Source organism: Pseudoalteromonas sp. S554 (genome assembly GCF_005930865.1).
Classification (GTDB): domain Bacteria; phylum Pseudomonadota; class Gammaproteobacteria; order Enterobacterales; family Alteromonadaceae; genus Pseudoalteromonas; species Pseudoalteromonas marina.
Genome location: NZ_PNDV01000040.1, coordinates 23,794 through 44,740, shown reverse-complemented (window position 1 = coordinate 44,740; position 20,947 = coordinate 23,794). Strand labels below are relative to the sequence as shown.

Genomic DNA, 20,947 nt, shown 5'->3' with positions numbered 1-20,947 from the left:
CGCATATTATCCCTCATTAATGACATGGATGAAAGTTTATCCAATACAAATTTCAAAACTTTCTCAATACTTTTACTAAGTATCTGTTTTATATATGACAATTATATGAAATAAATTGTCATTATTTTTTCAAAAATGCAGTTTACACTATTTATACGATATTTTTGGCACTCTTTTGCATTTAGGTTATGCTGATTTCGAGCGATTAAATTAACAACAAATTATAGTGCACATAACCTGCACCAAAGTGGACTTTAACCGCACCATAGTGGTGCTATTTTATGCCCCACATTGTAGCAACTAAGTTTTTTTAACCTATAAACATAGAGTTATAAAAATGGCACAAAATCAGCTTAATAAATCCCAAAGCAATTATGCAGCAATAATAAAACCCAATAGTTGGAGGACACATGTCACAATCGGTTTTAGATTTTATTAAAGAAAATGACGTTAAGTTCATTGATTTACGCTTTACTGATACAAAGGGTAAAGAGCAACATGTATCTATTCCTCATCACCAAGTTGATGAAGATTTTTTCGAAGACGGTAAAATGTTCGACGGTTCTTCAATTGCTGGTTGGAAAGGCATAAACGAATCAGATATGGTTTTAATGCCTGTTGCTGAATCAGTAAAACTTGACCCTTTCACTGAAGAAACAACATTAATCGTACGTTGTGACGTTGTAGAGCCTTCTACACTTCAAGGCTACGAGCGTGACCCGCGTTCTGTTGCAAAACGTGCTGAAGATTACATGCGCTCTACAGGTATTGCTGATACCGTATTATTTGGCCCAGAGCCAGAGTTCTTCCTTTTTGACGATGTTAAATACAAATCAGACATGTCTGGTTCAATGTACAAAGTTGACGCTGTAGAAGCGGCATGGAACTCAGATAAAGATTATGAAGGCGGTAACACTGGTCACCGTCCAGGTGTTAAAGGCGGTTACTTCCCTTGTTCACCTGTAGATTCTTCACAAGATTGGCGTTCAGCTACGTGTTTAGTACTTGAAGAGCTAGGTCAAGTAGTAGAAGCACATCACCACGAAGTAGCAACAGCAGGCCAAAACGAAATTGCTACGCGTTTTAACAGCATGGTTTTAAAAGCAGATGAAATCCAAGAAATGAAATATGTTATTCATAACATGGCTCATTTGTACGGAAAAACAGCTACATTCATGCCTAAGCCAATTGTTGGTGATAACGGTTCTGGTATGCACTGTCACCAGTCTTTAGCTAAAGACGGTGTTAACTTGTTTGCTGGCGATAAATACGGCGGTCTTTCTGAAGAAGCGCTTTATTACATTGGCGGTATTATCAAGCATGCTAAAGCTATTAACGCATTTGCTAACGCATCAACTAACTCGTACAAACGTTTAGTACCAGGCTTTGAAGCACCTGTAATGCTTGCATACTCTGCACGTAACCGTTCTGCTTCAATCCGTATCCCAGTAGTACCATCTGCGAAAGGTCGTCGTATCGAAGTACGCTTCCCAGATCCAACAGCTAACCCATACCTTGCTTTCTCAGCAATGCTTATGGCTGGCCTTGACGGTATCAAAAACAAGATCCACCCTGGCGATGCAATGGATAAAGATTTATACGACTTACCAGCAGAAGAAGCAGCAGAAATTCCACAAGTTGCATCTTCACTTGGTGAAGCACTAGATGCATTAAGTGCTGACCGCGAGTTCTTAACTCAAGGTGGTGTTTTCACTGACGACCTAATCGATGCTTACATTGCACTTAAAGGTCAAGAAGTTGAAAAACTTAACATGACAACTCACCCAGTTGAGTTCGAAATGTACTACAGCTGTTAATTTGACACTGTAAAAGAATGTGTGTTCTCAAGCCCGCTTAGCGGGCTTTTTTAATGGTAAATTAAATCAAACTCCACTAAAGTTAAGCAATCATAAAAATTGCAGGGTAGCAGGGTGAATAGTAAGATTTTATTGCTAATGATTACTTTAGGATTAAGTAATTATGGTTATGCGGGTGAAAAAAGAATTTACGCTTGGAAAGATCAAAACGGCGTTTTAGTGTTTTCAGATACACCGCGTAAAGGTGCGACAGAGGTAAAACTCTCTAGCCAAAGCTTAACTATGCCCGCTAAAGATATAGCGACTCTCAGCAGCCAATCCCATACTAAAAAAACAGGGTTTGGTATTGCCATTACGTCACCTGAACACAATCAAACCATTCATGAAAATACCGGCACAATATACGTCACCAGCCGCGTAATGCCGAGCTTTAAAGCAGGCTATACCATTCAATTGCTTGTTAATGGAGAAGCAAACGGCCCTGCAATAAATAACTCAGTATTTGCAATTGCTGATGTTGAAGCCGGTGAACATATGCTTCAACTAAGACTGTTTAACGAGAAAAACCAAATTATCGCTGTGAGCGAGCCACGTATATTTAATATGCGCAGAAAAGGCAAAATCCATAGCAATTAAAGCGAAACTTAATACTTAGGCGCAGCAGCTCATTTAAGATAAAACCTGGCCTGTAAACACCTGCGCACTAAAATGGTGCAAACATGATTAATAACAAAAATTTTAGCCCCGAACTGCTTGATGCCATATGGCAAAATCAAACAACGGCAGTTATGCTTCTCGATAAAAATTTTACCGTTTTTTATGCCAATACCAGTACCAGTGAGTTACTTGGGCTTGCCACTAAACGCTTACTCGAACAGCCCTTTGATACCCTTTTTAATTACCATTCAATTGACTTAAAACGCATCGCGCAGTTTTCATTAATTGATGGCGTTGATTGCCAACAACACAGAGCTGACGTAGTCTTTAGCGATTCTCGCCATGCCAAAGTAAGTGTTAATTCAAGGCGAATTAACTTTAAAGGTACTGCGTATATTTTATTAGAATGTCGTCAAACGGACGATGAAATAAAGCACGATCAAGCTTCAAATCAAATGCATCAATACCAAGCAGCACGTAACTTAATAAGAGGCTTGGCACACGAAATTAAAAATCCTTTAGGTGGAATTCGCGGAGCGGCGCAATTATTGCAATATGAGGTTGATCAGCAAGAAAGAAATCAATGCGCTGAGCTCATCATTGAGCAAGCAGACAGATTACGTGAACTAGTAGATAGACTTTTAGGGCCTAATCAACTGCCACAAAAATCTTACGTTAATATACACCAAGCGTTAGAATCGGTAGTGAAGTTAAGCACACTCGATAATTGTTCAAATATCGAATTAAAAAAAGATTACGATCCTAGTATCCCTAATGTGTTTATTGATCAGAGTAAAATACAACAAGTGGTTTTAAATATTGTTCGTAATGCTCAGCAGGCGCTTACTGAGGGTGGTGAGATAAAAATAAAAACGCGTATTAATCATCAACACCGTCGTCCAGGTAAGGCACCTAAAAAAGCCTTGTTGATCCAAATATCTGATAACGGACCAGGCATAGATCACAGCATACGTGAAACATTGTTCTACCCTATGATCACCAACAAAGAAGGTGGCTCAGGGCTTGGACTCTCGATTGCACAGACGCTCATTGATCAGCACGATGGCTATATTGAATGTGATAGCTGGCCTGGACATACTGAATTTAATATCTATCTGCCCTTTGCAGATTAATGTTTGGAGTTGCCATGAAAACAGTTTGGCTTGTAGATGATGATGCATCAATTCGTTTTGTACTTGAAAAAGCACTTGAACGCTCTGGTTTTAATGTAGAAAGCTTTGCCAACGCGCAAGATGTACTTAATGCATTGAAGTTTAGTCAACCTACTGTTTTAGTATCGGATGTGAAAATGCCCGGTATGGATGGCATGGCCCTACTTGAACTCATCGCAGAACAAAACCCTGGCTTGCCAGTAATAATAATGACTGCGCACTCAGACCTAGATTCAGCAGTGAACGCCTTTCAAAAAGGGGCATTTGAGTACTTAGCTAAACCATTCGATTTAAATGAAGCCGTTGCACTTGTTGAAAGCGCATTTAGAGCAAATTCCACAAAAAAAACCAAACGTAAGCAAACGCCCCCTAAAAGTGCTCATATCATTGGTGAAGCACCCGCTATGCAAGAGGTCTTTAGAGCAATAGGTAAACTTTCAGCATCTAGCATGAGTGTTTTGATTAATGGTGAGTCGGGCACAGGTAAAGAGCTCGTTGCAAGTGCACTTCACAATCACAGCCCGCGTAAAGAAAACCAATTTATTGCCCTTAATATGGCTGCTATACCTAAAGAATTAGTCGAGTCTGAGCTGTTTGGCCATGAAAAAGGCGCGTTCACCGGTGCAGATACCGTGCGAAAAGGTCGATTTGAACAAGCCAATGGCGGCACTTTATTTTTAGATGAAATTGGCGATATGCCTTTAGATGTGCAAACACGCTTACTTCGCGTACTTGCCGACGGAGAGTTTTACCGTGTTGGTGGTCATCAAAGTATAAAAGTTGATGTACGCATTATTGCCGCAACACATCAAAACTTAGAAGACTTAGTTAAACAAGGTAAGTTTAGGGACGATTTATTCCATCGCTTAAATGTAGTACGCCTTCATTTACCTGCTTTACGTGAACGCACCGAAGATATTGAACGCTTAGCGCAACACTTTTTACATAAAAGCGCTAAAGATCTGCAAGTAGAAAGCAAAGTATTGAGCCCTAAAGCAACCGAGCAACTTCGTTTATTTAACTGGCCAGGCAATGTTCGCCAGCTTGAAAACACTTGTCGTTGGTTAACGGTTATGGCACCAGGCGAGCTTGTTACAGAGCAAGATTTGCCCCCTGAAATTATTGAAGTAACACCAATACAAGAGGAAGGTGATTGGCTGGATGCTTTTCAGCAATGGCTTAATAATGAACTAAAACAAGGTAAAGAAAATATTTGGCCAGACATACAGGCACAACTAGAAACACGCTTAATTAAAACAGCACTTGCTAATTGTTCGGGTCACAAACAAGATGCCGCCATAAAAATAGGCTGGGGTCGCAATACATTGACCCGAAAATTAAAAGAGCGCAATATTAGCTAACAATGTGCATTAAATTTTGATATCGAATGAAATTAATCGAACACATTCCATTGTTCAAACAAATGGAAATAATTAACAGGCTACATTTTTTTAAGGAATTTACGCTTAACGAGCGTCAAATTTTATTAGAATCATATGGCCTATTGTATTTAGTTGGCCAGCACCAATTTTTGTTTAAACAGTTCGATAACGATAAACGATTGTATATTGTACTTAGCGGCGCACTTTTAGTATTTAAGCATAATCACTTACTTGAACTGGGCACAATAGAGCCTGGCGAATTTATAGGTGAAGGCGCATTTATAAATAACAGAGAGCGCAGTACAAGTGCTCGCGCTAAAACCGACACCATAGTCCTTGCCATCACTCCCGAAGCACTCACTCAGTTACCCAATGTCATTCGAGAAAAAATTAAAGACCGTATTATTGAAGGTATGAGTGAACGAATAACTAAGCTCAGTGACTATATAGAAAATCACGGTTAGCTCAGTCCATATAAACAACCTGCAATGAGCAATCGAGCCAGCTAGGATTATTAACATGGGCTGTAAACGTGTAAGTATCTGATGGCTTATCGCCAAAGGGCGTATTTATAAGTGGCTGCGAGTGACGATAAGTTTGCGAATAATTTTTGTAATAAATGACAACGTAACCATATAAAAACTCCCAACCCAACCTCACAACTGCGCCACTGGGTAACGTGAAATCAGCGTATTCTTTGGTAAAGGTAACGATTAAATCATTGTACTTATCTTCACTGCATTGAGTTGCTCGTAACTGTTTAGGCATTACAAAAGCAGCATTTGCAGCCGTATTTTTTAAATAAAAACCTATATTGCCATCACCATAAAAATGGTTTGAGCGACTTGTATAATTAACTTGTGGCTCATACCCGAGCGCTTGCATTATGGACGCAAGCTGCTCTGTCTCTTTGGAATAAATTTTATCGCTTGATAAAAGCAATGTAGCTTCACCAAAATCTGATGGGATTTCTAACGTTACATATTCATAGGGAAGAGTTTGTGCCTTTAACGCCGCATCAAGCTGGTTACGTTGTTCATCTTGCAAGTTTTCACTAAAAACATAAACGGTGGGTTGCTGGCATGCAACTAACATACATGCCAATACACAAATTAAAAATCCTTTTTTCATAGTCACCTCAGTTGATTACGCTTGTAGTCTATTAGAGGTATTGCTTTATCGCAACTTAATTTATTTGGTTATCTAACCAAGCATCTACACTTTTACGCGTATATAACACTTCTTTGAATAAGCGGTGACGTTCAAATTCCAAAACGCTTTTTTTGTTAGTGTTGCCACTGAGTAACTGGCTGTGTGTATCGTTAAATTTTGAAATAACCGAAAACCCGCGTTCGGGTTTTTGGTCGTGCTTTTTTATTGATCTACTAAGGTGTTCCCTAACGTCATCGGCAGTTAACATGTCTGAATGATTTAAGCCCATTAGCTCTTTTCTCATTGCTAATCTTACGCCCATTTTTTACTCCATGATTCTATGTATTCTAAATTCGACACTGCTTTAGCAATTAGTAAGCCACTTAAAACATGACTCGCCGGAGCTTAACTAATAAATACTTCAGTTTTTTTAAAATGAGTCATTTTTTAAAAAATAACTAATACGTAAATTTGAATGATTTGGTTTGGTGCATAATTGGCCCTATGCCTTTATACTACAGCCTATGCAAGCCTCCACCGAGAGTAACAATGAACGAAGAATACATAGAAATTGAACTAGAAGAAGAGCCGATAGAGCTCTGTAAATTATTAAAAGTACTTAATTTAGTTGAAGGTGGCGGCCAAGCTAAAAACCTAATCGCCGAAGGCTATGTGGGTGTTAACCATGAAATTTGTACAATAAAGCGGAAAAAATTATACAGTGGTGATGTACTGGAATTTGATGGCGAGCTTTTTCAACTCACCCTGAGTGAAGATGCAACCCCAGCGCAAAGACCAAGTGAACAAACACCGGTTGAACCTAAACAAAACATTACACCACCTGAAAGCCAACCAGCAAAAAGTAAACGTAAGCGCACTAAAAAGCCAAAGGTAGATGAAAAAACAGGGCGTCGTCCTATTTCATTTGGGTAATCTTACAAATCGCATTATAAAAAAGCCAACTTGTATAGTTGGCTTTTTTGCTCTTTAATAACCTTGTTAATAATAATAAAAAATAAGGTTACACATGTCATCTCACACACCTAAAAACTGGTTTAGACCTGCCGCTTGGGCTGCTCTTATATGGAATTTATTGGGCGTTATAGCATTCATTATGCACATAATGACAAGCCCAGATATGATCAGTAAACTACCATTAGATCAACAAGCTGCATATTCAAATACCCCACTATGGGCCACCATTGCTTTCGCCGTTGCCGTTTTTGGTGGTGCTTTAGGCTGCATTTTTTTACTTGCTAAAAAATCGCTGGCAACACCTACTTTTGCTTTATCGCTCGGCGCGATAATCATGCAGCAATACTACAACTTTTTTATAATTGATAGCGTTGCCTTGCTAGGAATAAGCTCGGTTGTAATGCCACTTATGGTGGTTTTTATTGCCTTAGCGCTTATTTATTTAAGTATAAAAGGGAAACAACAAGGCTGGCTAAACTAACTGAATAGGCCAGCTGAACAACGTGCTTTTTCGTTGTCATAGATGGTTTATTGAACTCATAATTTAACACCTTACTTCCTATTATAGCTGCACATAAATGCAGCTATTTAATACTCATTTATCATGGTATGCACTTTGCAACTGCCAAATTACAGAGGTTACTTTTCAAAAAATTTAATTAGTTAAGAAGGGGCAAAATAATGAAAAATAGTTTCGATACCCAACATGAGCTCACAATTAATGGTGAGCAATATAATATTCATTCTCTGAAAGGGCTTGGCGACAAAGCAAAACGACTCCCCTTCTCCTTAAAAGTCTTGCTAGAAAATTTGCTGCGCAACGAAGACGGCGAAAACATCAAAGAACAAGACATTAATGCGCTATTAAATTGGGACCCAAAAGCAAAACCATCATCTGAAGTTGCATTTACCCCTGCACGAGTGGTAATGCAAGACTTTACTGGCGTACCTGCCATTGTCGATTTAGCTGCAATGCGAGATGCAATGGAAAAGCTCGGCGGAGATCCTGCAAAAATAAACCCACTGTCACCGGCCGAACTCGTAATAGACCATTCAGTACAAGTTGACGGCTATGGAAATGATGGTGCCTTTGATTTAAATGCGAAACTTGAATACGACCGAAATAAAGAACGCTACGAATTTTTACGTTGGGGCCAAACGGCATTTGATAACTTAAAAGTGGTACCACCCGCAACCGGCATTGTTCACCAAGTTAATTTAGAATACCTTGCTCGCGTTATTTTTAACGAAGATAGCAATGGTAAAAAGTTTGCCTACCCCGATACACTGGTTGGTACTGACTCGCACACAACCATGATTAATGGCTTAGGCGTACTTGGCTGGGGTGTAGGCGGCATTGAGGCTGAAGCTGCAATGCTTGGCCAGCCAATTAGCTTACTGATTCCACAGGTAGTTGGCATGAAACTTAATGGCCGATTACCAGAAGGCACAACAGCAACTGATTTAGTGCTCACGGTAACTGAAATTTTGCGTAACCACGGCGTGGTGGGTAAATTTGTAGAATTTTATGGCGATGGCCTTGCAGATCTCCCCCTTGCAGATAGAGCAACCATTGCTAACATGGCACCTGAATATGGTGCTACATGTGGTATTTTTCCAATTGATGACGAAACGATTAATTATTTACGTCTTACCAACCGTGATGAAGACCAACTAAAGCTTATTGAAGATTATGCAAAACACCAAGGCTTGTGGCGTAACGATGGCGACGAAGCTCGCTATACCGATACCCTGGAACTAAAGCTCGATGATGTTGTACCAAGCCTTGCAGGCCCAAAACGCCCACAAGATAGAATAGCGCTTAACAAAGCCGGCGAGGAAATCTCTCAGCACCTAAAAGGTTTTCAAGAAGAGCGTATAGCACATCGCGATAAAAGTGATGACGAGCAATCGCGTATCGAAAGCGAAGGCCCCACAACCAACCCTGATGAACCTGTAAACGAAGCACAATTTATGGGGGCGGCAAAAGTTAACTATAAAGGCCAAGAGTTTGAACTTAACGACGGTGCATGCGTTATTGCAGCTATAACAAGCTGTACCAACACGTCTAATCCAAGTGTTATTTTAGCAGCAGGCCTTGTGGCTAAAAAAGCAAAACAACTAGGTATTAACGTTAAACCTTGGGTTAAAACATCACTGGCACCTGGCTCAAAAGTAGTTACCGACTACTTAGAGAAAGCGGGGTTAATGGACGACTTAGAAAGCCTAGGTTTTAATTTAGTAGGTTACGGTTGTACTACATGTATAGGCAACTCAGGACCGCTGGCTGATGAAATCTCACAAGCTATTCAAAAACACAAGCTGGTAGTCAGCTCTATCTTATCGGGCAATCGAAATTTTGAAGGGCGTATACACCAAGATGTTAAAATGAACTTTTTAGCTTCTCCTCCTTTGGTTGTTGCCTACGCAATTGCAGGTAGAACAGACATAGATGTTTATAACGAGCCCCTTGCACAAGATGAAAACGGTAACGATATTTACCTTAAAAACATTTGGCCAAGTGTGAAAGAGGTTAGCGACTTAGTAAAAGAAACGGTTACCAAAGAGATGTTTGCAACAAGCTACGCCAATGTTTATGAAGGCGATAGCCGCTGGCAACAAATTCAAATACCTGATGGTAAGTTGTATGATTGGAACGACGCATCTACCTATATTAAAAAAGCACCATTTTTTGATGGCATGACCGTAGAGCCACCGGGTATTCCTACTATTGAAAGGGCTCGCTGTTTAGCCAAGCTAGGAGACTCAGTAACAACCGATCACATCTCTCCTGCTGGCGCGATTAAAGCGGATGCACCTGCTGGTCTTTATCTACAAGAGCACAATGTAGAAAAAGCACAGTTTAATTCTTACGGCTCTCGCCGAGGTAACCATGAAGTAATGATGCGTGGCACCTTTGCTAACGTGCGACTAAAAAACTTGTTAGCACCGGGCACAGAAGGCGGTGTAACACGCACGCAACCAGACAATAGCTTAGAAAGTATTTACGATGCGGCCATGGCATATCAAAAAAATGATACACCGCTTATTATTTTAGCCGGAAAAGAATATGGTACTGGCTCGTCACGCGATTGGGCTGCAAAAGGTTCATTGTTGCTAGGCGTGAAAGCTGTTTTTGCACAAAGCTATGAACGTATTCACCGCTCTAACTTAATTGGAATGGGTGTACTGCCATTACAATTTAAAGAGGGTGAAAGCTATGAGTCGCATGGTTTAACTGGCCAAGAAGAGTTTGATATTCAAGGTCTGTACGATAAAACCGACGAGGTTACACTGATAGCAACCGATGCCGAAGGCAAAAAAACAAGCGTAAAAGCCGATGTACGTATTGATACTCCTAAGGAGTGGGATTACTACAAGCATGGCGGTATTTTACAATATGTACTGCGTAACATGCTTAACTAAGCTGCGTAGTGAATGACTCATAGGCCTTATGGTTACAACCATGAGGCCTTTTTTATAACTGCCTTATTATTGCGCTGCATCAATATACAAAACACATAGCCTATTACACTGGCACCATAACCAGTGGAGGCATTATGTCGCATGTAACGATTATTAGAGTACTTAAAACATCTATTGTACTTGGCATATGCCTTATAATTACAGGCCATACACTTATCATATCTAATGGGTTTAATGAGAAATTTGGTATTAACGGCATTATTGCATCCGCAGCCTGCATCGCTGTAGGTATACTATTGTCACTACCCACCAAAATATATTTAACCATTTTACTAATGGAAGCTGAAAAACGTTATATCCGCTCTCATACTAATGAATAGCGCTTAAAGTACACTTAAGTTATTAATTTCTTTATTACGTTTTTCTAATTTTTTTTCGATGTTTTCTGCATCTTCAAACAGCTTTTTAATCGATTCAGGATTTAATATTGAAGGGGTTTGCGTATTAGCTGACATCTCACTAGTACTAGACTCTAAGTTTAAAATAGAAGTATCTTCTGCACCAATCACGGTTATATCCTCAGGGTTGAGGGTTAACTCTATGCTTTTACCATGAGGGTTAGGGCTATCTGAATAATGCCATTGGCCTGTTTCATCTTGCCACTTATAAATAGTACTTGAAGACGTAATCGTTGAGCTATCGCTTGAAATACTACTCGTCACTTTATCGCCAGCCTCGTGAATGCCTTTTACAGCTTGATTTAGCGTATTGGTTGATAACGCAACCATTTGCTCTTTAATTTGCTGGGTTTCTTTGCTGATAGTTGAACCTGAAAGCCAAGTTTGGCCGTCTGGCTTTTTTAAATAAAATAATGATATGACAGCAATTACCATCACTGATATTGCTAAATAGGTAAAGTATTTCATAGCGTTCCTGCTTTGTTTGTTCCTTTAATATAATATTAGTGAATAAAGCACTCACTGGCAATTTTATTATCTAAATTTAGATAATAAAAAACGCAGCCTAAGCTGCGTTTAATTGCGGTTAAATAAAGCGTTAAGGTACTAAATACCATCACCATCCATATGAAGACCGCATTCACGGTTTAAACCAAAAAAGCGGGTTTCTTCTTCAGTCATGCCCGGCTCTAGTTTGCGCGTAGTGTGTACATCGCCCATTGATACATACCCTTGCTCCCATAATGGGTGATAAGGTAAGTCATGCTTAGTTAGGTATTGATATACATCGCGGTTTGACCATTCAATAATCGGGTACACTTTTACCGTGCCACGGCTTATTTCTACAAACTGCTTATCTGCACGAGTAGAAGATTGATCGCGACGTAAACCACTAAACCAGGTACCCGCTTCAATTTCTTTTAAAGCGCGAGTCATTGGCTCAACTTTATTAAGCTGATTATATTGCTTAATACCGTCCTCACCTTGCTCCCATAACTTTCCAAACTTAGCTTCTTGCCATGCTGGGCTCAGCTGCGCCTTGTACACTTTTAAATTAAGTGACAAACGCTCGCTCATTTGCTCAATAAACTGGTACGTCTCAGGGAACAAATAACCAGTATCTGTTAATACAACAGGAATGTCTGGGCGTTGGGTTGTCATTAAATGCAACATCACCGCAGCTTGAATCCCAAAGCTTGACGATAGAAACGCGGTATCGGGTAAATTTTCAAGCGCCCACGCAACACGTTGCTCTGCGCTCATATTTGCTAATACACCATTAGCATCAGCTAACATAGCCGCTTGGCTTTGTTTATCTAGCTGTAATATATTTTTAAATTCACTCATGGAAAATTCCAAGCCTCACCAGCGCCAAGCGCTGGTATCTAATTATGCGTGAAAATCGGTTACTGATACTTTTACTTCAGCAACAATGCCTTTGCGAATTACAAAGTCACCAAAACATTCACCGTCGTTTCGCTCACTTGCCCACTGGCCAATTAGCTTATCAAACGCGTCTAGGTAAACATCTTCACCTACGTTTTCTAGGTACAGTTTAGGAATGCGTGTACCTTCTAAATTACCGCCTAAGTAAACGTTGTATTTACCAGGGCCTTTACCTACTAAACCAGCTTCTGCAAGCATTGCGCGGCCACAACCGTTAGGACAACCTACAACACGCATAATAATGCTGTCATCAGGTATGCCATGCTTAGCAAGTAGTGCTTCGGTTTTTTCAATTAAGCTTGGTAAGTAACGCTCAGCTTCGGCCATAGCAAGCGGACACGTTGGCAATGCTACACACGCCATTGAGTTTTTACGTTGCTCAGTGTCTTTGTCATCAATTAGGCCGTGGTTACGGGCAATTTCTTCAATGACTGCTTTTTGATCGGCAGGCACACCAGCAATAATTAAGTTTTGGTTAGCCGTCATGCGCATATCGCCTTGGTGCACTTCTGCAATTTTACGACAGCCTGTTTTTAATGGCTTACCTGGGTAGTCTAAAATACGGCCACTTTGTATAAATAGCGTAAGGTGGTGCTTGCCATCAATGCCTTCTACCCAACCGATACGATCGCCACGGTGAGTAAACTCATAAGGGCGGCTTGGTGCAAAGCTTACACCGGCACGTTTTTCTACTTCCGCTTTAAATACGTCAGACCCAACACGGTCTAGTGTGTATTTAGTTTTTGCATTTTTACGGTTAGAACGGTTACCCCAATCGCGCTGCACTGATACAACGTGCTCAGCAATTTTTAAGGTGTCTTCTAGAGCAATAAAACCAAAGTCGTCAGCTTTACGCGGATACGTAGCCGTATCACCGTGGGTCATAGCTAGGCCACCACCTACAAGTACGTTAAAGCCAACAAGCTTGCCATCTTCAGCAATAGCAACAAAGTTTAAGTCATTCGCATGCACATCAACTTCGTTGTTAGGCGGAATAGTAACCGTGGTTTTAAACTTACGCGGTAAGTAGTTAGAACCTAAAATTGGCTCTTCTGTGGTTTCTGCCTTTTCGCCATTTAACCAAATTTCAGCGTATGCTTTCGTTTTTGGAAGTAAATGCTCAGAAATTTTTGCAGCCCACTCATACGCTTCTTGATGTAACTCTGACTCAACAGGGTTAGTCGTACATAGTACGTTACGGTTTACATCGCCTGCGGTGGCAATAGAGTCAATGCCAACGCTATTAAGCATTTGGTGCATGCCTTTAATATTTGGCTTTAATACACCATGAAATTGAAACGTTTGACGTGTTGTTAAACGAATACTGCCGTAGCTTGTTTTTTCATCGGCAAATTTATCAATTGCTAGCCATTGCTCAGGCTTGATAATACCGCCAGGCATACGTGCACGTAGCATTACGTTGTGCAGCGGCTCTAGCTTTTGCTTTGCGCGCTCAGGACGTATATCGCGATCATCTTGCTGATACATACCGTGAAAACGTATAAGTTGGAAGTTATCGGCTGTAAAACCACCGGTAATTTCATCTTTTAAGTCTTGCTCTATAGTGCCTCGTAAAAAGTTACTTTCTCTTTTCAAACGCTCGTTATCAGAAAGCTTTACGTTTTTATCTTGTTCGCTCATTTTAAATCCTAAATTTGTTACAGTGACGGCTGTTAGCTGTTAATAAAATAAGAAACGTGATTAATACACGTCTTTCTGATAGCGGTTTGCGCTACGCAGGTCTTTTAAATATTGCTCTGCGTCTTCATCATTTTTACCCGTATTTTCTTTAATGATATCAACCAATGCTTGATGTACATCTTTTGCCATGCGGTTTGCGTCTCCACATACATAAAAGTGAGCGCCAGCTTCTAACCACTCAAAAATGTCTTTTGAGTTTTTGCGAAGCTTATCTTGTACATAGATTTTTTCGGCTTGGTCACGGCTAAATGCCACATCGACTTTGCTCAATAAGCCCGATTTTAAATACCCCTGAATTTCAACTTGGTATAAAAAATCTTGTGTAAAATGAGGATTACCAAAAAACAACCAGTTTTTACCTTGTGCTTCTCGCGAGTCACGCTCTTGTAAAAATGCACGGAATGGCGCAATACCAGTACCCGGACCCACCATGATAATAGGTGTTTCATCGTTAGCCGGTAAACGGAAGTTGTCATTATGTTCGCTAAATACTTTTACTTTGCAGCCCTCTTCAGCACGACGCGCTAAATAACCAGAACAACCACCTAAGTGCTCGCTGTCAAAAGTATCAAACTCAACAAGTCCAACAGTTAAATGCACTTCGTCTTCAACTTCGCTTTGGCTAGACGCTATAGAATATAAACGAGCCTGAAGCTTACGTAAGCAATCAACTAATGTTTGTGCATCTAGTTTTGCTGGATTTTGACGAATAACATCAAATATTTGGCGTGGCTCAATGTAAGCACGCATTGCAGCTTTATCTTCTACAAGCTTTAAGAGCTCAGGCGTGCCTGTTGCTGTTGCGTATTTTTCAACAAAACCCGGATATGACTGCGTTAGCTCTAATTTTTCGATAAGCGCATCGCGCACGCTCAATTCTTCATTCGCAACTTTAACGCGACTAGAACCATCAATTTGGGTAAGTTCTAGCACTTCATCAACTAACGCCTCATCATTTAAAAAATATACACCCAGTGAATCACCCGGTGTGTAAGTGATATCAGAGCCTTCGAGCGAAATTTCTACATGGCGTACATCTTTTGTTGAATCACGCCCGGTAATTTTTTGAACGGCTAATAATTCGGCTTCAAATGGATTTTGCTTTGTGTACTGGCTAGCTGCAGGCGTTGGTGCACCAAAAGGCATAACCGCGGCTTGTGCACCTGCGTTACCCTGTTGCGCTTTTAAATCTGGTTCAAATGCATCCAGTGCGCCTTGAATCCATGTTGCAGCTTCTTCTTCGTAGTCAACATCTAAATCAGCGCGTTGGTAAACTGACTCAGCGCCTAACTTATTTAAACGCTCTTCAAAATCTTTTGCTGTTTGACAGAAAAACTCATAACTAGAATCGCCTAGACCAATGACAGCTATTTTAACACCGTCGAGTTTAGGGGCCTTTTTAGTGGCTAAAAATGCGTGCAACGTTTCGCCATCTTCAGGCGGTTCACCTTCACCGTAAGTCGATACAACAACGGTTAAAAACTTTTCTTTTTTCAGGGCCGTTGGTTTGTAATCAGACATACTCACTAATTTGGCTGATAAACCACGCGATTCAGCTTGCTCTTTCATTTGGGTTGCAACACCTTTTGCATTACCCGTTTGTGAGCCATATAAAATAGTTAATTCTGCTGCATCGCCCGTTACTGATGTGCCAGCCGTAGGCATACCAAGTGCTGAAGCATTTGCATTAGCTGCTAAGTAACCACTTACCCACGCTTGTTGTATTGGATTAAGCTCAGCCACTAAACCTTGCAGCTTTTGAACTTGCTCTTGCGATAGCGGGCTTGCCGCAGCATTTAGTTGACCTAACAACATGAATCGATTCCCCATAACCCTGAAAATTAAACACAACACACACCGTGTATTGTTAAAAATGAGTTTTTCCTCAGCCGATATAAGTTTGCTGAGGTTTTCTTACTGTGCAGGATAACGGGCTATCGACTTATCAAAAAAGAATAGAATCTGCTTTGATATTCCATTTAGTTATTAATTTTAAAAAACACCTAAAAAAACAGATTAAAGAGCGATTATTGCTTTTTATTAAATTTTAAATTAACAATTTTGTAACCTAAACAAAGTAATGTATATTATTCACTCATTATAAAAATAGGAACAATCATGTCACACGGGACATATAAAAATAAACTATTCGGAACAGCCTTATTACTTGGCACACTTCCGGTAATGGCAAATGTAGAAAATGGCAGTTTTGAGCAATGGTCAGGCAATACACCTGACGCGTGGAGCACAATAGATAGCGGTATTAGCCTATCGCGCTCAACAAACATTGTTAAAACAGGTAATAGTGCAGCAGCAGTTAATGTAACCACAGGCTCTCAGGCTAACACCGATTTATTACAACAAATAACGGTAGAAGCAGGAAAAACCTATGCGTTTTCAACTGATGTTTACCACACAGAAGGAAAAGTTAAAGCCCGTTTATTCGTAGATGGTTACCAAGGCTACTCCAATAATACGCAAACTAATCAATGGCAAACAATTAGCCATAGCTATACAGCAAGTAGCAATAAAACCATTAATGTTGGCCTACGCTTTTATGATGTCAGTGGCTTTGATGGCAATGAACTTGTCTATGTAGATAACTTTTTACCTACAAGTAACGACAGTAGCTCTGGGAGTTGCTCGGGCAATAGCCTCTCTTTTAGTTTGACGACAGATAATTATGGTAGCGAAACAAGCTGGGCTATTAATAATAACCAAGGTAATACAGTTGCAAGCGGTAGTGGCTATGCGTCTAATACACAATATAACGAAGCACTGTGTTTAGCTGATGGCGCCTATACCTTTACTATTAACGACAGCTACGGTGATGGTATCTGTTGTAGTTTTGGTAGTGGTAATTATGCACTCACTAGTGGTGGTTCAACCCTGGCAAGTGGCGCAGGCTTCAGCAAAGCTGAAAGTACTTCATTTTCGCTTGGCGGTGGCTCTGGTGGTACCCCCACAACACCAACAGGTTATTATGTTACAACACAAGGCCTAACCGGTTACGCATTAAAAACTGAGCTTTATAACATCATTAATAATCATAGTTCGCAGGGGTACTCTGCAATATGGAACTTTTATGATTCATCGGCTCGCGATACATACTTTGAAAACGATAATAGTATTTTAGATATGTACAGTGAAAAGCCAAATGGCAACGATAGCTACACATACACAGCCGTTAGCGATCAATGTGGCAATTACAGTGGCGAAGGTGGTTGTTACAACCGCGAGCATTCGTTCCCTAAAAGTTGGTTTGGCGGTACTAATGAGCCTATGAACTCAGATGTTCATCATATTTATGCAACCGATGGCTATGTAAACTCTAAACGCAGCAACTTTCCGTTTGGTGAAGTGGCAAGCGCCACGTTTACATCAACTAATGGCAGTAAGTTAGGCTCTGCAAGTAGTGCCATTAATTACACGGGCACAGTGTTTGAACCCATTGATGAGTTTAAAGGTGACTTTGCCCGTGCCTATTTTTACATGGCTACACGCTATGAAAATGTGATTGGGACGTGGCAAAATAATACCACTGCAAGTAATGCGGTTCTTAACGGCACCAGTTCGCAGGTATTTGAAAGCTGGGTTGTTGCTATGTTAATCAACTGGCATAACGCAGACCCTGTTAGCCAAATGGAAATAGATCGAAACCAAGCAGCATTTGAATTTCAAGGTAACCGTAATCCGTTTATCGACTACCCTGAATTTGTAGAAATGATTTGGTAGAAAATATAGCCTCAGCCAAGGCTGAGGCTATTTAAAACTCGCCTGACCAAGTGCAATAGACTCATAGCGCTTTCCCGTTAATTTAATCACCCATACGCTGTCTGTAAATGTGCGGCTAAAATATACAGTTTGCCCATTGGGAATATTAGGCATGAAAGACGTAATAGACTGCCAATCGCTATCTACTTTTTCTTTGAGCTTCATGCTCGCATTATAAAAACTTCCTTGTTCATTTGTTTTTACCTCAAGTGCTGTTAGCTGTTCACCATCGCCTATTTCTATTAATGCGCTTTTATTTAAGTTAGCTAATAACTGAGGTTGGTGAATCGGTTGTAAATTTTTTAATGTTTCATCTATTTTGCTATCTATTGTTATTTTACTCTCTAGCTTGTATATAGTGGCTTTAATCGCAAATACTGGCTCTGCAATACACGCTGAGGATAAAAACCCAAAAGTAATCCCCATTACCGCTTTATAAAAGTACATTTTCATTCGTTATACTCCTTTATTATTTAGTCTGCCTAGCATAACCAATTTATCACCTATTAAAACTTAACTTATTAATATTCATAATATTCTTTTAATTCACAGTAATGAATATTGCTTATTGGGCTATTTAAACACACCATTTTTAGCGATAATAAATAGATGAGCATTAAACAAGGTAAGGAAGAAACTTGTCGCTAGGAATTGAACTAAAGCAATTAAGAGCAAATAAAAAATGGACGCAAGCATTTGCTGCACGCGAGATTGGTATTCAACAATCTTACTTATCTAAGCTTGAAAATGGACAATTTATTCCGTCCGCTGAGGTAATTGAAAAGCTCGAACTTTGCTATGGCAAAACGTGTTTAGATAAGTATTTACCATCAAAAACATTACAAAGCACACAGATTAAAAAAAGGCTGTTTGTAAGTTTAATTATGCTTATTAATGGTCTCGTAATGTGGTTATGCGCAACCTATGAAATTTTCTACCCAGAGACTTACTTTACTTATCAGGCCAAATTAGGCGACTTTGTAGCGTTCAACGTCAGTCAGCACTACCAAGGCGAGCGATTTATTGAAGGTGATGTTATTTACCAAATTTTAGGTGAGAGACAAGTTAGCCGGATTGAAAACCGCTTTTTAATTGTAGGCTCCACACTTTGTATTTTGCTATCTGTTGTCGTTGCCGCTTTTTCTAAAAAGCATTTATTAATTAAGCCTCTAAATAAAGTTTAAACACACTACTTAATGGGCTTTTTAGCGTTCCACTTATCCATTATTTTATTATATAAAATACGATCGTTATCTTTGCATGGCCTTGGCGATCCCGTTGGTAAGCCTACTTTACCCATAACACCATTAAAATCAATCTTGTAGCACATACCTTTGTACATTTCCACCCGCTGACTACCATCTGCGCTTTGCCACAAAACCGCTGATTTTAAATCACTAGAATGCTCAATTGGAACCGTTATGTGCTGGTGATTTTTGCTCTTTGGCAAAGTTGCTATCTGCGGGAAATCAAAGGATACAATAGCATTACTGGAAATTGAAAACGGAGTTATTGATGCGTACGGATCAATTTTTTTAAATGGCTGCTGAGCTTTTGAATTAACCTTATTTTTTATAGGCTCAATCGCGGCTTTATTTACATTATGCTTTTTTCTATCAGTACTTATGGCAATGCTTTTACTTGTCTCAGTGGCATTCTCTGGTAAGTTTAATTTTAATTGCTGAGCGTTCTCAAAGTCACGCCCTTTAAGCGGCTTAGGTGTTAACTCACTTGCATCAAGCTCGGTATCATTTTCAGGGAGTGAAGCATTCGGCTGTTTACTTTTTGTATTACTGGGTAATGTTGTAAGGTCCACCATTACATACGCTTTTATCACTTTGCCTGCGTATGGTTGTGCTATCTCAACCGTTTGCCTCGAAACCAAATAAATAACAACAATATGTAAACCAATTGATATACCCCACGCTTTATAGTTACCTTTCAACACATCAACTCCCTGTGAACAGCTTACTTTATGAGTATAACTGGGCAGGTTTAGTTCATTTAAAAAGGCGTATTGTCGGTCTAAAAATTATCAATAAGTTACTTTACTGCGGTACTAAATACAAAAAGCCCCAGCTAATGCCGGGGCTTTTTTACAAAACTAACTTAATTAAAAATTAAGCTTGTTTTGGACTAGAAACAACGTCTACTAAAGTCCAAGATTTATTCTTAGAAATTGGTGCACATTCACGGATAGTAACTACGTCACCCGCTTTTGCTGTGTTGTTTTCGTCATGTACGTGTAGCTTAGTTGTACGTTTAATGAATTTCCCATAGATTGGGTGCTTCACGTAACGTGCGATTGCGATAGTGAAAGATTTTTCCATCTTGTCGCTAACTACACGGCCTTGAAGAGTACGAATTTTATCGCTCATTATTGACCTGCCTTCTGGTTAATAATTGTTTTTACACGCGCGATATCGCGACGTACTGTTCTTAGCGTGTGTGTCTGAGCTAACTGACCAGTGCTTGCTTGCATGCGCAGGTTAAACTGCTCACGAAGAAGTCCTAGAAGTTCAGCATTAAGCTCTTCTACGCTTTTGTCTTTTAGTTCGCTTGCTTTCATCACATTACCGTCCGAGTTACGAAAGTTGTTTTGAATGGCAGTTTACGAGCTGCAAGGTCGAATGCTTCACGAGCAAGCTCTTCAGAAACACCTTCCATTTCGTAAAGTACTTTACCAGGCTGAATTTCAGCAACCCAATATTCAACAGAACCTTTACCTTTACCCATACGAACTTCAAGAGGTTTTTCTGTAATCGGTTTGTCAGGGAAGACACGGATCCAGATTTTACCTTGACGTTTCACGTGACGCGTCATAGCACGACGAGCTGCTTCGATTTGACGAGCAGTCATGCGGCCACGGCCAGTAGCTTTCAATCCGAAAGTACCGAAGCTTACTTTGTTACCGTTTTGCGCTAAACCGCGGTTGCGGCCTTTGTGCATTTTACGGAATTTTGTACGTTTTGGCTGTAACATTACTC

Annotated in this window: 22 protein-coding genes; 11 read left to right on the top strand and 11 right to left on the bottom strand. The window is 40.0% G+C overall.

Going from position 1 to position 20,947, the window contains the following annotated elements; all coding sequences use genetic code 11:
- Positions 1-410: 410 nt before the first annotated feature.
- The 5 genes from glnA (at position 411) to CWB65_RS10570 (ending at position 5,492) form a co-directional block, all read left to right on the top strand.
- Positions 411-1,817: a glutamate--ammonia ligase gene (gene glnA, locus CWB65_RS10590; protein ID WP_006791335.1), complete on the top strand. Its 1,407-nt coding sequence runs from the start codon at positions 411-413 to the stop codon at positions 1,815-1,817.
- A 114-nt stretch (positions 1,818-1,931) separates the two neighbouring features.
- Positions 1,932-2,453 carry a DUF4124 domain-containing protein gene (locus CWB65_RS10585; RefSeq protein ID WP_277053767.1) on the top strand — a complete coding sequence of 174 codons (522 nt, stop codon included), beginning with the start codon at positions 1,932-1,934 and terminating at the stop codon, positions 2,451-2,453.
- Positions 2,454-2,536: 83 nt separating this feature from the next.
- Entirely contained in the window at positions 2,537-3,607 is a 1,071-nt protein-coding gene (gene glnL / locus CWB65_RS10580) for a nitrogen regulation protein NR(II) (protein ID WP_008127000.1), read from the top strand.
- A gap of 14 nt (positions 3,608-3,621) precedes the next feature.
- Positions 3,622-5,007 (top strand): nitrogen regulation protein NR(I), encoded by a 1,386-nt coding sequence (gene ntrC / locus CWB65_RS10575; protein WP_138740538.1) that lies wholly within the window; start codon positions 3,622-3,624, stop codon positions 5,005-5,007.
- A 26-nt stretch (positions 5,008-5,033) separates the two neighbouring features.
- Positions 5,034-5,492, top strand: coding sequence for a cyclic nucleotide-binding domain-containing protein (locus tag CWB65_RS10570; protein ID WP_006791339.1), 459 nt, complete (start codon positions 5,034-5,036; stop codon positions 5,490-5,492).
- Between the two features lies 1 nt (position 5,493).
- On the opposite strand, the gene CWB65_RS10565 is transcribed toward CWB65_RS10570, so the two are convergent.
- Together CWB65_RS10565 and CWB65_RS10560 are read right to left on the bottom strand one after the other, a co-directional pair.
- Positions 5,494-6,159, bottom strand: coding sequence for a hypothetical protein (locus CWB65_RS10565; RefSeq protein WP_138740537.1), 666 nt, complete (start codon positions 6,157-6,159; stop codon positions 5,494-5,496).
- Between the two features lie 55 nt (positions 6,160-6,214).
- A complete protein-coding gene (locus tag CWB65_RS10560; RefSeq protein WP_138740536.1) occupies positions 6,215-6,502 on the bottom strand; it encodes a hypothetical protein in 288 nt (95 codons plus the stop codon).
- A gap of 227 nt (positions 6,503-6,729) precedes the next feature.
- Here CWB65_RS10560 and CWB65_RS10555 point away from each other — a divergent pair, with 227 nt between their 5' ends.
- From CWB65_RS10555 to CWB65_RS10540, 4 genes are all read left to right on the top strand, one after another.
- Positions 6,730-7,113: an RNA-binding S4 domain-containing protein gene (locus CWB65_RS10555; protein ID WP_138740535.1), complete on the top strand. Its 384-nt coding sequence runs from the start codon at positions 6,730-6,732 to the stop codon at positions 7,111-7,113.
- 94 nt (positions 7,114-7,207) lie between these two features.
- The gene (locus CWB65_RS10550; protein ID WP_138740534.1) at positions 7,208-7,636 is read left to right on the top strand and encodes a hypothetical protein; all 429 of its coding nucleotides are present in this window, start codon (positions 7,208-7,210) and stop codon (positions 7,634-7,636) included.
- A gap of 200 nt (positions 7,637-7,836) precedes the next feature.
- Positions 7,837-10,581, top strand: a complete 2,745-nt coding sequence (gene acnA / locus CWB65_RS10545; protein WP_138740533.1) for an aconitate hydratase AcnA — start codon at positions 7,837-7,839, stop codon at positions 10,579-10,581.
- 134 nt (positions 10,582-10,715) lie between these two features.
- The gene (locus CWB65_RS10540; RefSeq protein WP_138740532.1) at positions 10,716-10,961 is read left to right on the top strand and encodes a hypothetical protein; all 246 of its coding nucleotides are present in this window, start codon (positions 10,716-10,718) and stop codon (positions 10,959-10,961) included.
- Between the two features lie 3 nt (positions 10,962-10,964).
- On the opposite strand, the gene CWB65_RS10535 is transcribed toward CWB65_RS10540, so the two are convergent.
- The 4 genes from CWB65_RS10535 to CWB65_RS10515 all read right to left on the bottom strand — a co-directional run bounded on the left by CWB65_RS10535 (position 10,965) and on the right by CWB65_RS10515 (position 16,001).
- Positions 10,965-11,507, bottom strand: a complete 543-nt coding sequence (locus CWB65_RS10535) for a DUF4124 domain-containing protein (protein ID WP_138740531.1) — start codon at positions 11,505-11,507, stop codon at positions 10,965-10,967.
- Between the two features lie 138 nt (positions 11,508-11,645).
- Positions 11,646-12,386 (bottom strand): phosphoadenylyl-sulfate reductase, encoded by a 741-nt coding sequence (locus tag CWB65_RS10525; RefSeq protein ID WP_006791348.1) that lies wholly within the window; start codon positions 12,384-12,386, stop codon positions 11,646-11,648.
- 42 nt (positions 12,387-12,428) lie between these two features.
- Positions 12,429-14,126 carry an assimilatory sulfite reductase (NADPH) hemoprotein subunit gene (gene cysI / locus CWB65_RS10520; protein WP_024031990.1) on the bottom strand — a complete coding sequence of 566 codons (1,698 nt, stop codon included), beginning with the start codon at positions 14,124-14,126 and terminating at the stop codon, positions 12,429-12,431.
- A 60-nt stretch (positions 14,127-14,186) separates the two neighbouring features.
- Positions 14,187-16,001, bottom strand: a complete 1,815-nt coding sequence (locus CWB65_RS10515) for an assimilatory sulfite reductase (NADPH) flavoprotein subunit (protein WP_138740530.1) — start codon at positions 15,999-16,001, stop codon at positions 14,187-14,189.
- Positions 16,002-16,304: 303 nt separating this feature from the next.
- On the opposite strand from CWB65_RS10515, the gene CWB65_RS10510 reads away from it, so the two are divergent.
- Entirely contained in the window at positions 16,305-17,921 is a 1,617-nt protein-coding gene (locus tag CWB65_RS10510) for an endonuclease (protein WP_138740529.1), read from the top strand.
- Between the two features lie 27 nt (positions 17,922-17,948).
- Here CWB65_RS10510 and CWB65_RS10505 read toward each other — a convergent pair whose 3' ends face one another.
- The gene (locus CWB65_RS10505; protein WP_006791352.1) at positions 17,949-18,413 is read right to left on the bottom strand and encodes a hypothetical protein; all 465 of its coding nucleotides are present in this window, start codon (positions 18,411-18,413) and stop codon (positions 17,949-17,951) included.
- Positions 18,414-18,598: 185 nt separating this feature from the next.
- On the opposite strand from CWB65_RS10505, the gene CWB65_RS10500 reads away from it, so the two are divergent.
- Positions 18,599-19,144 (top strand): helix-turn-helix domain-containing protein, encoded by a 546-nt coding sequence (locus tag CWB65_RS10500; protein WP_138740528.1) that lies wholly within the window; start codon positions 18,599-18,601, stop codon positions 19,142-19,144.
- A gap of 5 nt (positions 19,145-19,149) precedes the next feature.
- Here CWB65_RS10500 and CWB65_RS10495 read toward each other — a convergent pair whose 3' ends face one another.
- From CWB65_RS10495 to rplP, 4 genes are all read right to left on the bottom strand, one after another.
- The gene (locus CWB65_RS10495) at positions 19,150-19,908 is read right to left on the bottom strand and encodes a hypothetical protein (protein WP_239104466.1); all 759 of its coding nucleotides are present in this window, start codon (positions 19,906-19,908) and stop codon (positions 19,150-19,152) included.
- A gap of 172 nt (positions 19,909-20,080) precedes the next feature.
- Positions 20,081-20,338, bottom strand: coding sequence for a 30S ribosomal protein S17 (rpsQ, locus tag CWB65_RS10490; protein ID WP_006791355.1), 258 nt, complete (start codon positions 20,336-20,338; stop codon positions 20,081-20,083).
- The gene (gene rpmC / locus CWB65_RS10485; protein ID WP_004588692.1) at positions 20,338-20,529 is read right to left on the bottom strand and encodes a 50S ribosomal protein L29; all 192 of its coding nucleotides are present in this window, start codon (positions 20,527-20,529) and stop codon (positions 20,338-20,340) included. Before rpmC ends, rpsQ begins: the two co-directional genes overlap by 1 nt.
- Positions 20,529-20,942 carry a 50S ribosomal protein L16 gene (gene rplP / locus CWB65_RS10480; protein ID WP_002957890.1) on the bottom strand — a complete coding sequence of 138 codons (414 nt, stop codon included), beginning with the start codon at positions 20,940-20,942 and terminating at the stop codon, positions 20,529-20,531. The genes rpmC and rplP overlap by 1 nt, the downstream gene beginning before the upstream one ends.
- Between the last annotated feature and the right edge of the window lie 5 nt (positions 20,943-20,947).

Coding starts and splice junctions, on each gene's coding strand:
- rpmC (WP_004588692.1), bottom strand. CDS start 20,529: ATGAAAGCAAGCGAACTAAAAGACAAAAGCGTAGAAGAGCTTAATGCT.
- rpsQ (WP_006791355.1), bottom strand. CDS start 20,338: ATGAGCGATAAAATTCGTACTCTTCAAGGCCGTGTAGTTAGCGACAAG.
- CWB65_RS10560 (WP_138740536.1), bottom strand. CDS start 6,502: ATGGGCGTAAGATTAGCAATGAGAAAAGAGCTAATGGGCTTAAATCAT.
- ntrC (WP_138740538.1), top strand. CDS start 3,622: ATGAAAACAGTTTGGCTTGTAGATGATGATGCATCAATTCGTTTTGTA.
- CWB65_RS10565 (WP_138740537.1), bottom strand. CDS start 6,159: ATGAAAAAAGGATTTTTAATTTGTGTATTGGCATGTATGTTAGTTGCA.
- CWB65_RS10515 (WP_138740530.1), bottom strand. CDS start 16,001: ATGTTGTTAGGTCAACTAAATGCTGCGGCAAGCCCGCTATCGCAAGAG.
- acnA (WP_138740533.1), top strand. CDS start 7,837: ATGAAAAATAGTTTCGATACCCAACATGAGCTCACAATTAATGGTGAG.
- glnL (WP_008127000.1), top strand. CDS start 2,537: ATGATTAATAACAAAAATTTTAGCCCCGAACTGCTTGATGCCATATGG.
- CWB65_RS10535 (WP_138740531.1), bottom strand. CDS start 11,507: ATGAAATACTTTACCTATTTAGCAATATCAGTGATGGTAATTGCTGTC.
- CWB65_RS10555 (WP_138740535.1), top strand. CDS start 6,730: ATGAACGAAGAATACATAGAAATTGAACTAGAAGAAGAGCCGATAGAG.
- CWB65_RS10540 (WP_138740532.1), top strand. CDS start 10,716: ATGTCGCATGTAACGATTATTAGAGTACTTAAAACATCTATTGTACTT.
- CWB65_RS10570 (WP_006791339.1), top strand. CDS start 5,034: ATGAAATTAATCGAACACATTCCATTGTTCAAACAAATGGAAATAATT.
- cysI (WP_024031990.1), bottom strand. CDS start 14,126: ATGAGCGAACAAGATAAAAACGTAAAGCTTTCTGATAACGAGCGTTTG.
- rplP (WP_002957890.1), bottom strand. CDS start 20,942: ATGTTACAGCCAAAACGTACAAAATTCCGTAAAATGCACAAAGGCCGC.
- CWB65_RS10525 (WP_006791348.1), bottom strand. CDS start 12,386: ATGAGTGAATTTAAAAATATATTACAGCTAGATAAACAAAGCCAAGCG.
- CWB65_RS10505 (WP_006791352.1), bottom strand. CDS start 18,413: ATGAAAATGTACTTTTATAAAGCGGTAATGGGGATTACTTTTGGGTTT.
- CWB65_RS10550 (WP_138740534.1), top strand. CDS start 7,208: ATGTCATCTCACACACCTAAAAACTGGTTTAGACCTGCCGCTTGGGCT.
- glnA (WP_006791335.1), top strand. CDS start 411: ATGTCACAATCGGTTTTAGATTTTATTAAAGAAAATGACGTTAAGTTC.
- CWB65_RS10510 (WP_138740529.1), top strand. CDS start 16,305: ATGTCACACGGGACATATAAAAATAAACTATTCGGAACAGCCTTATTA.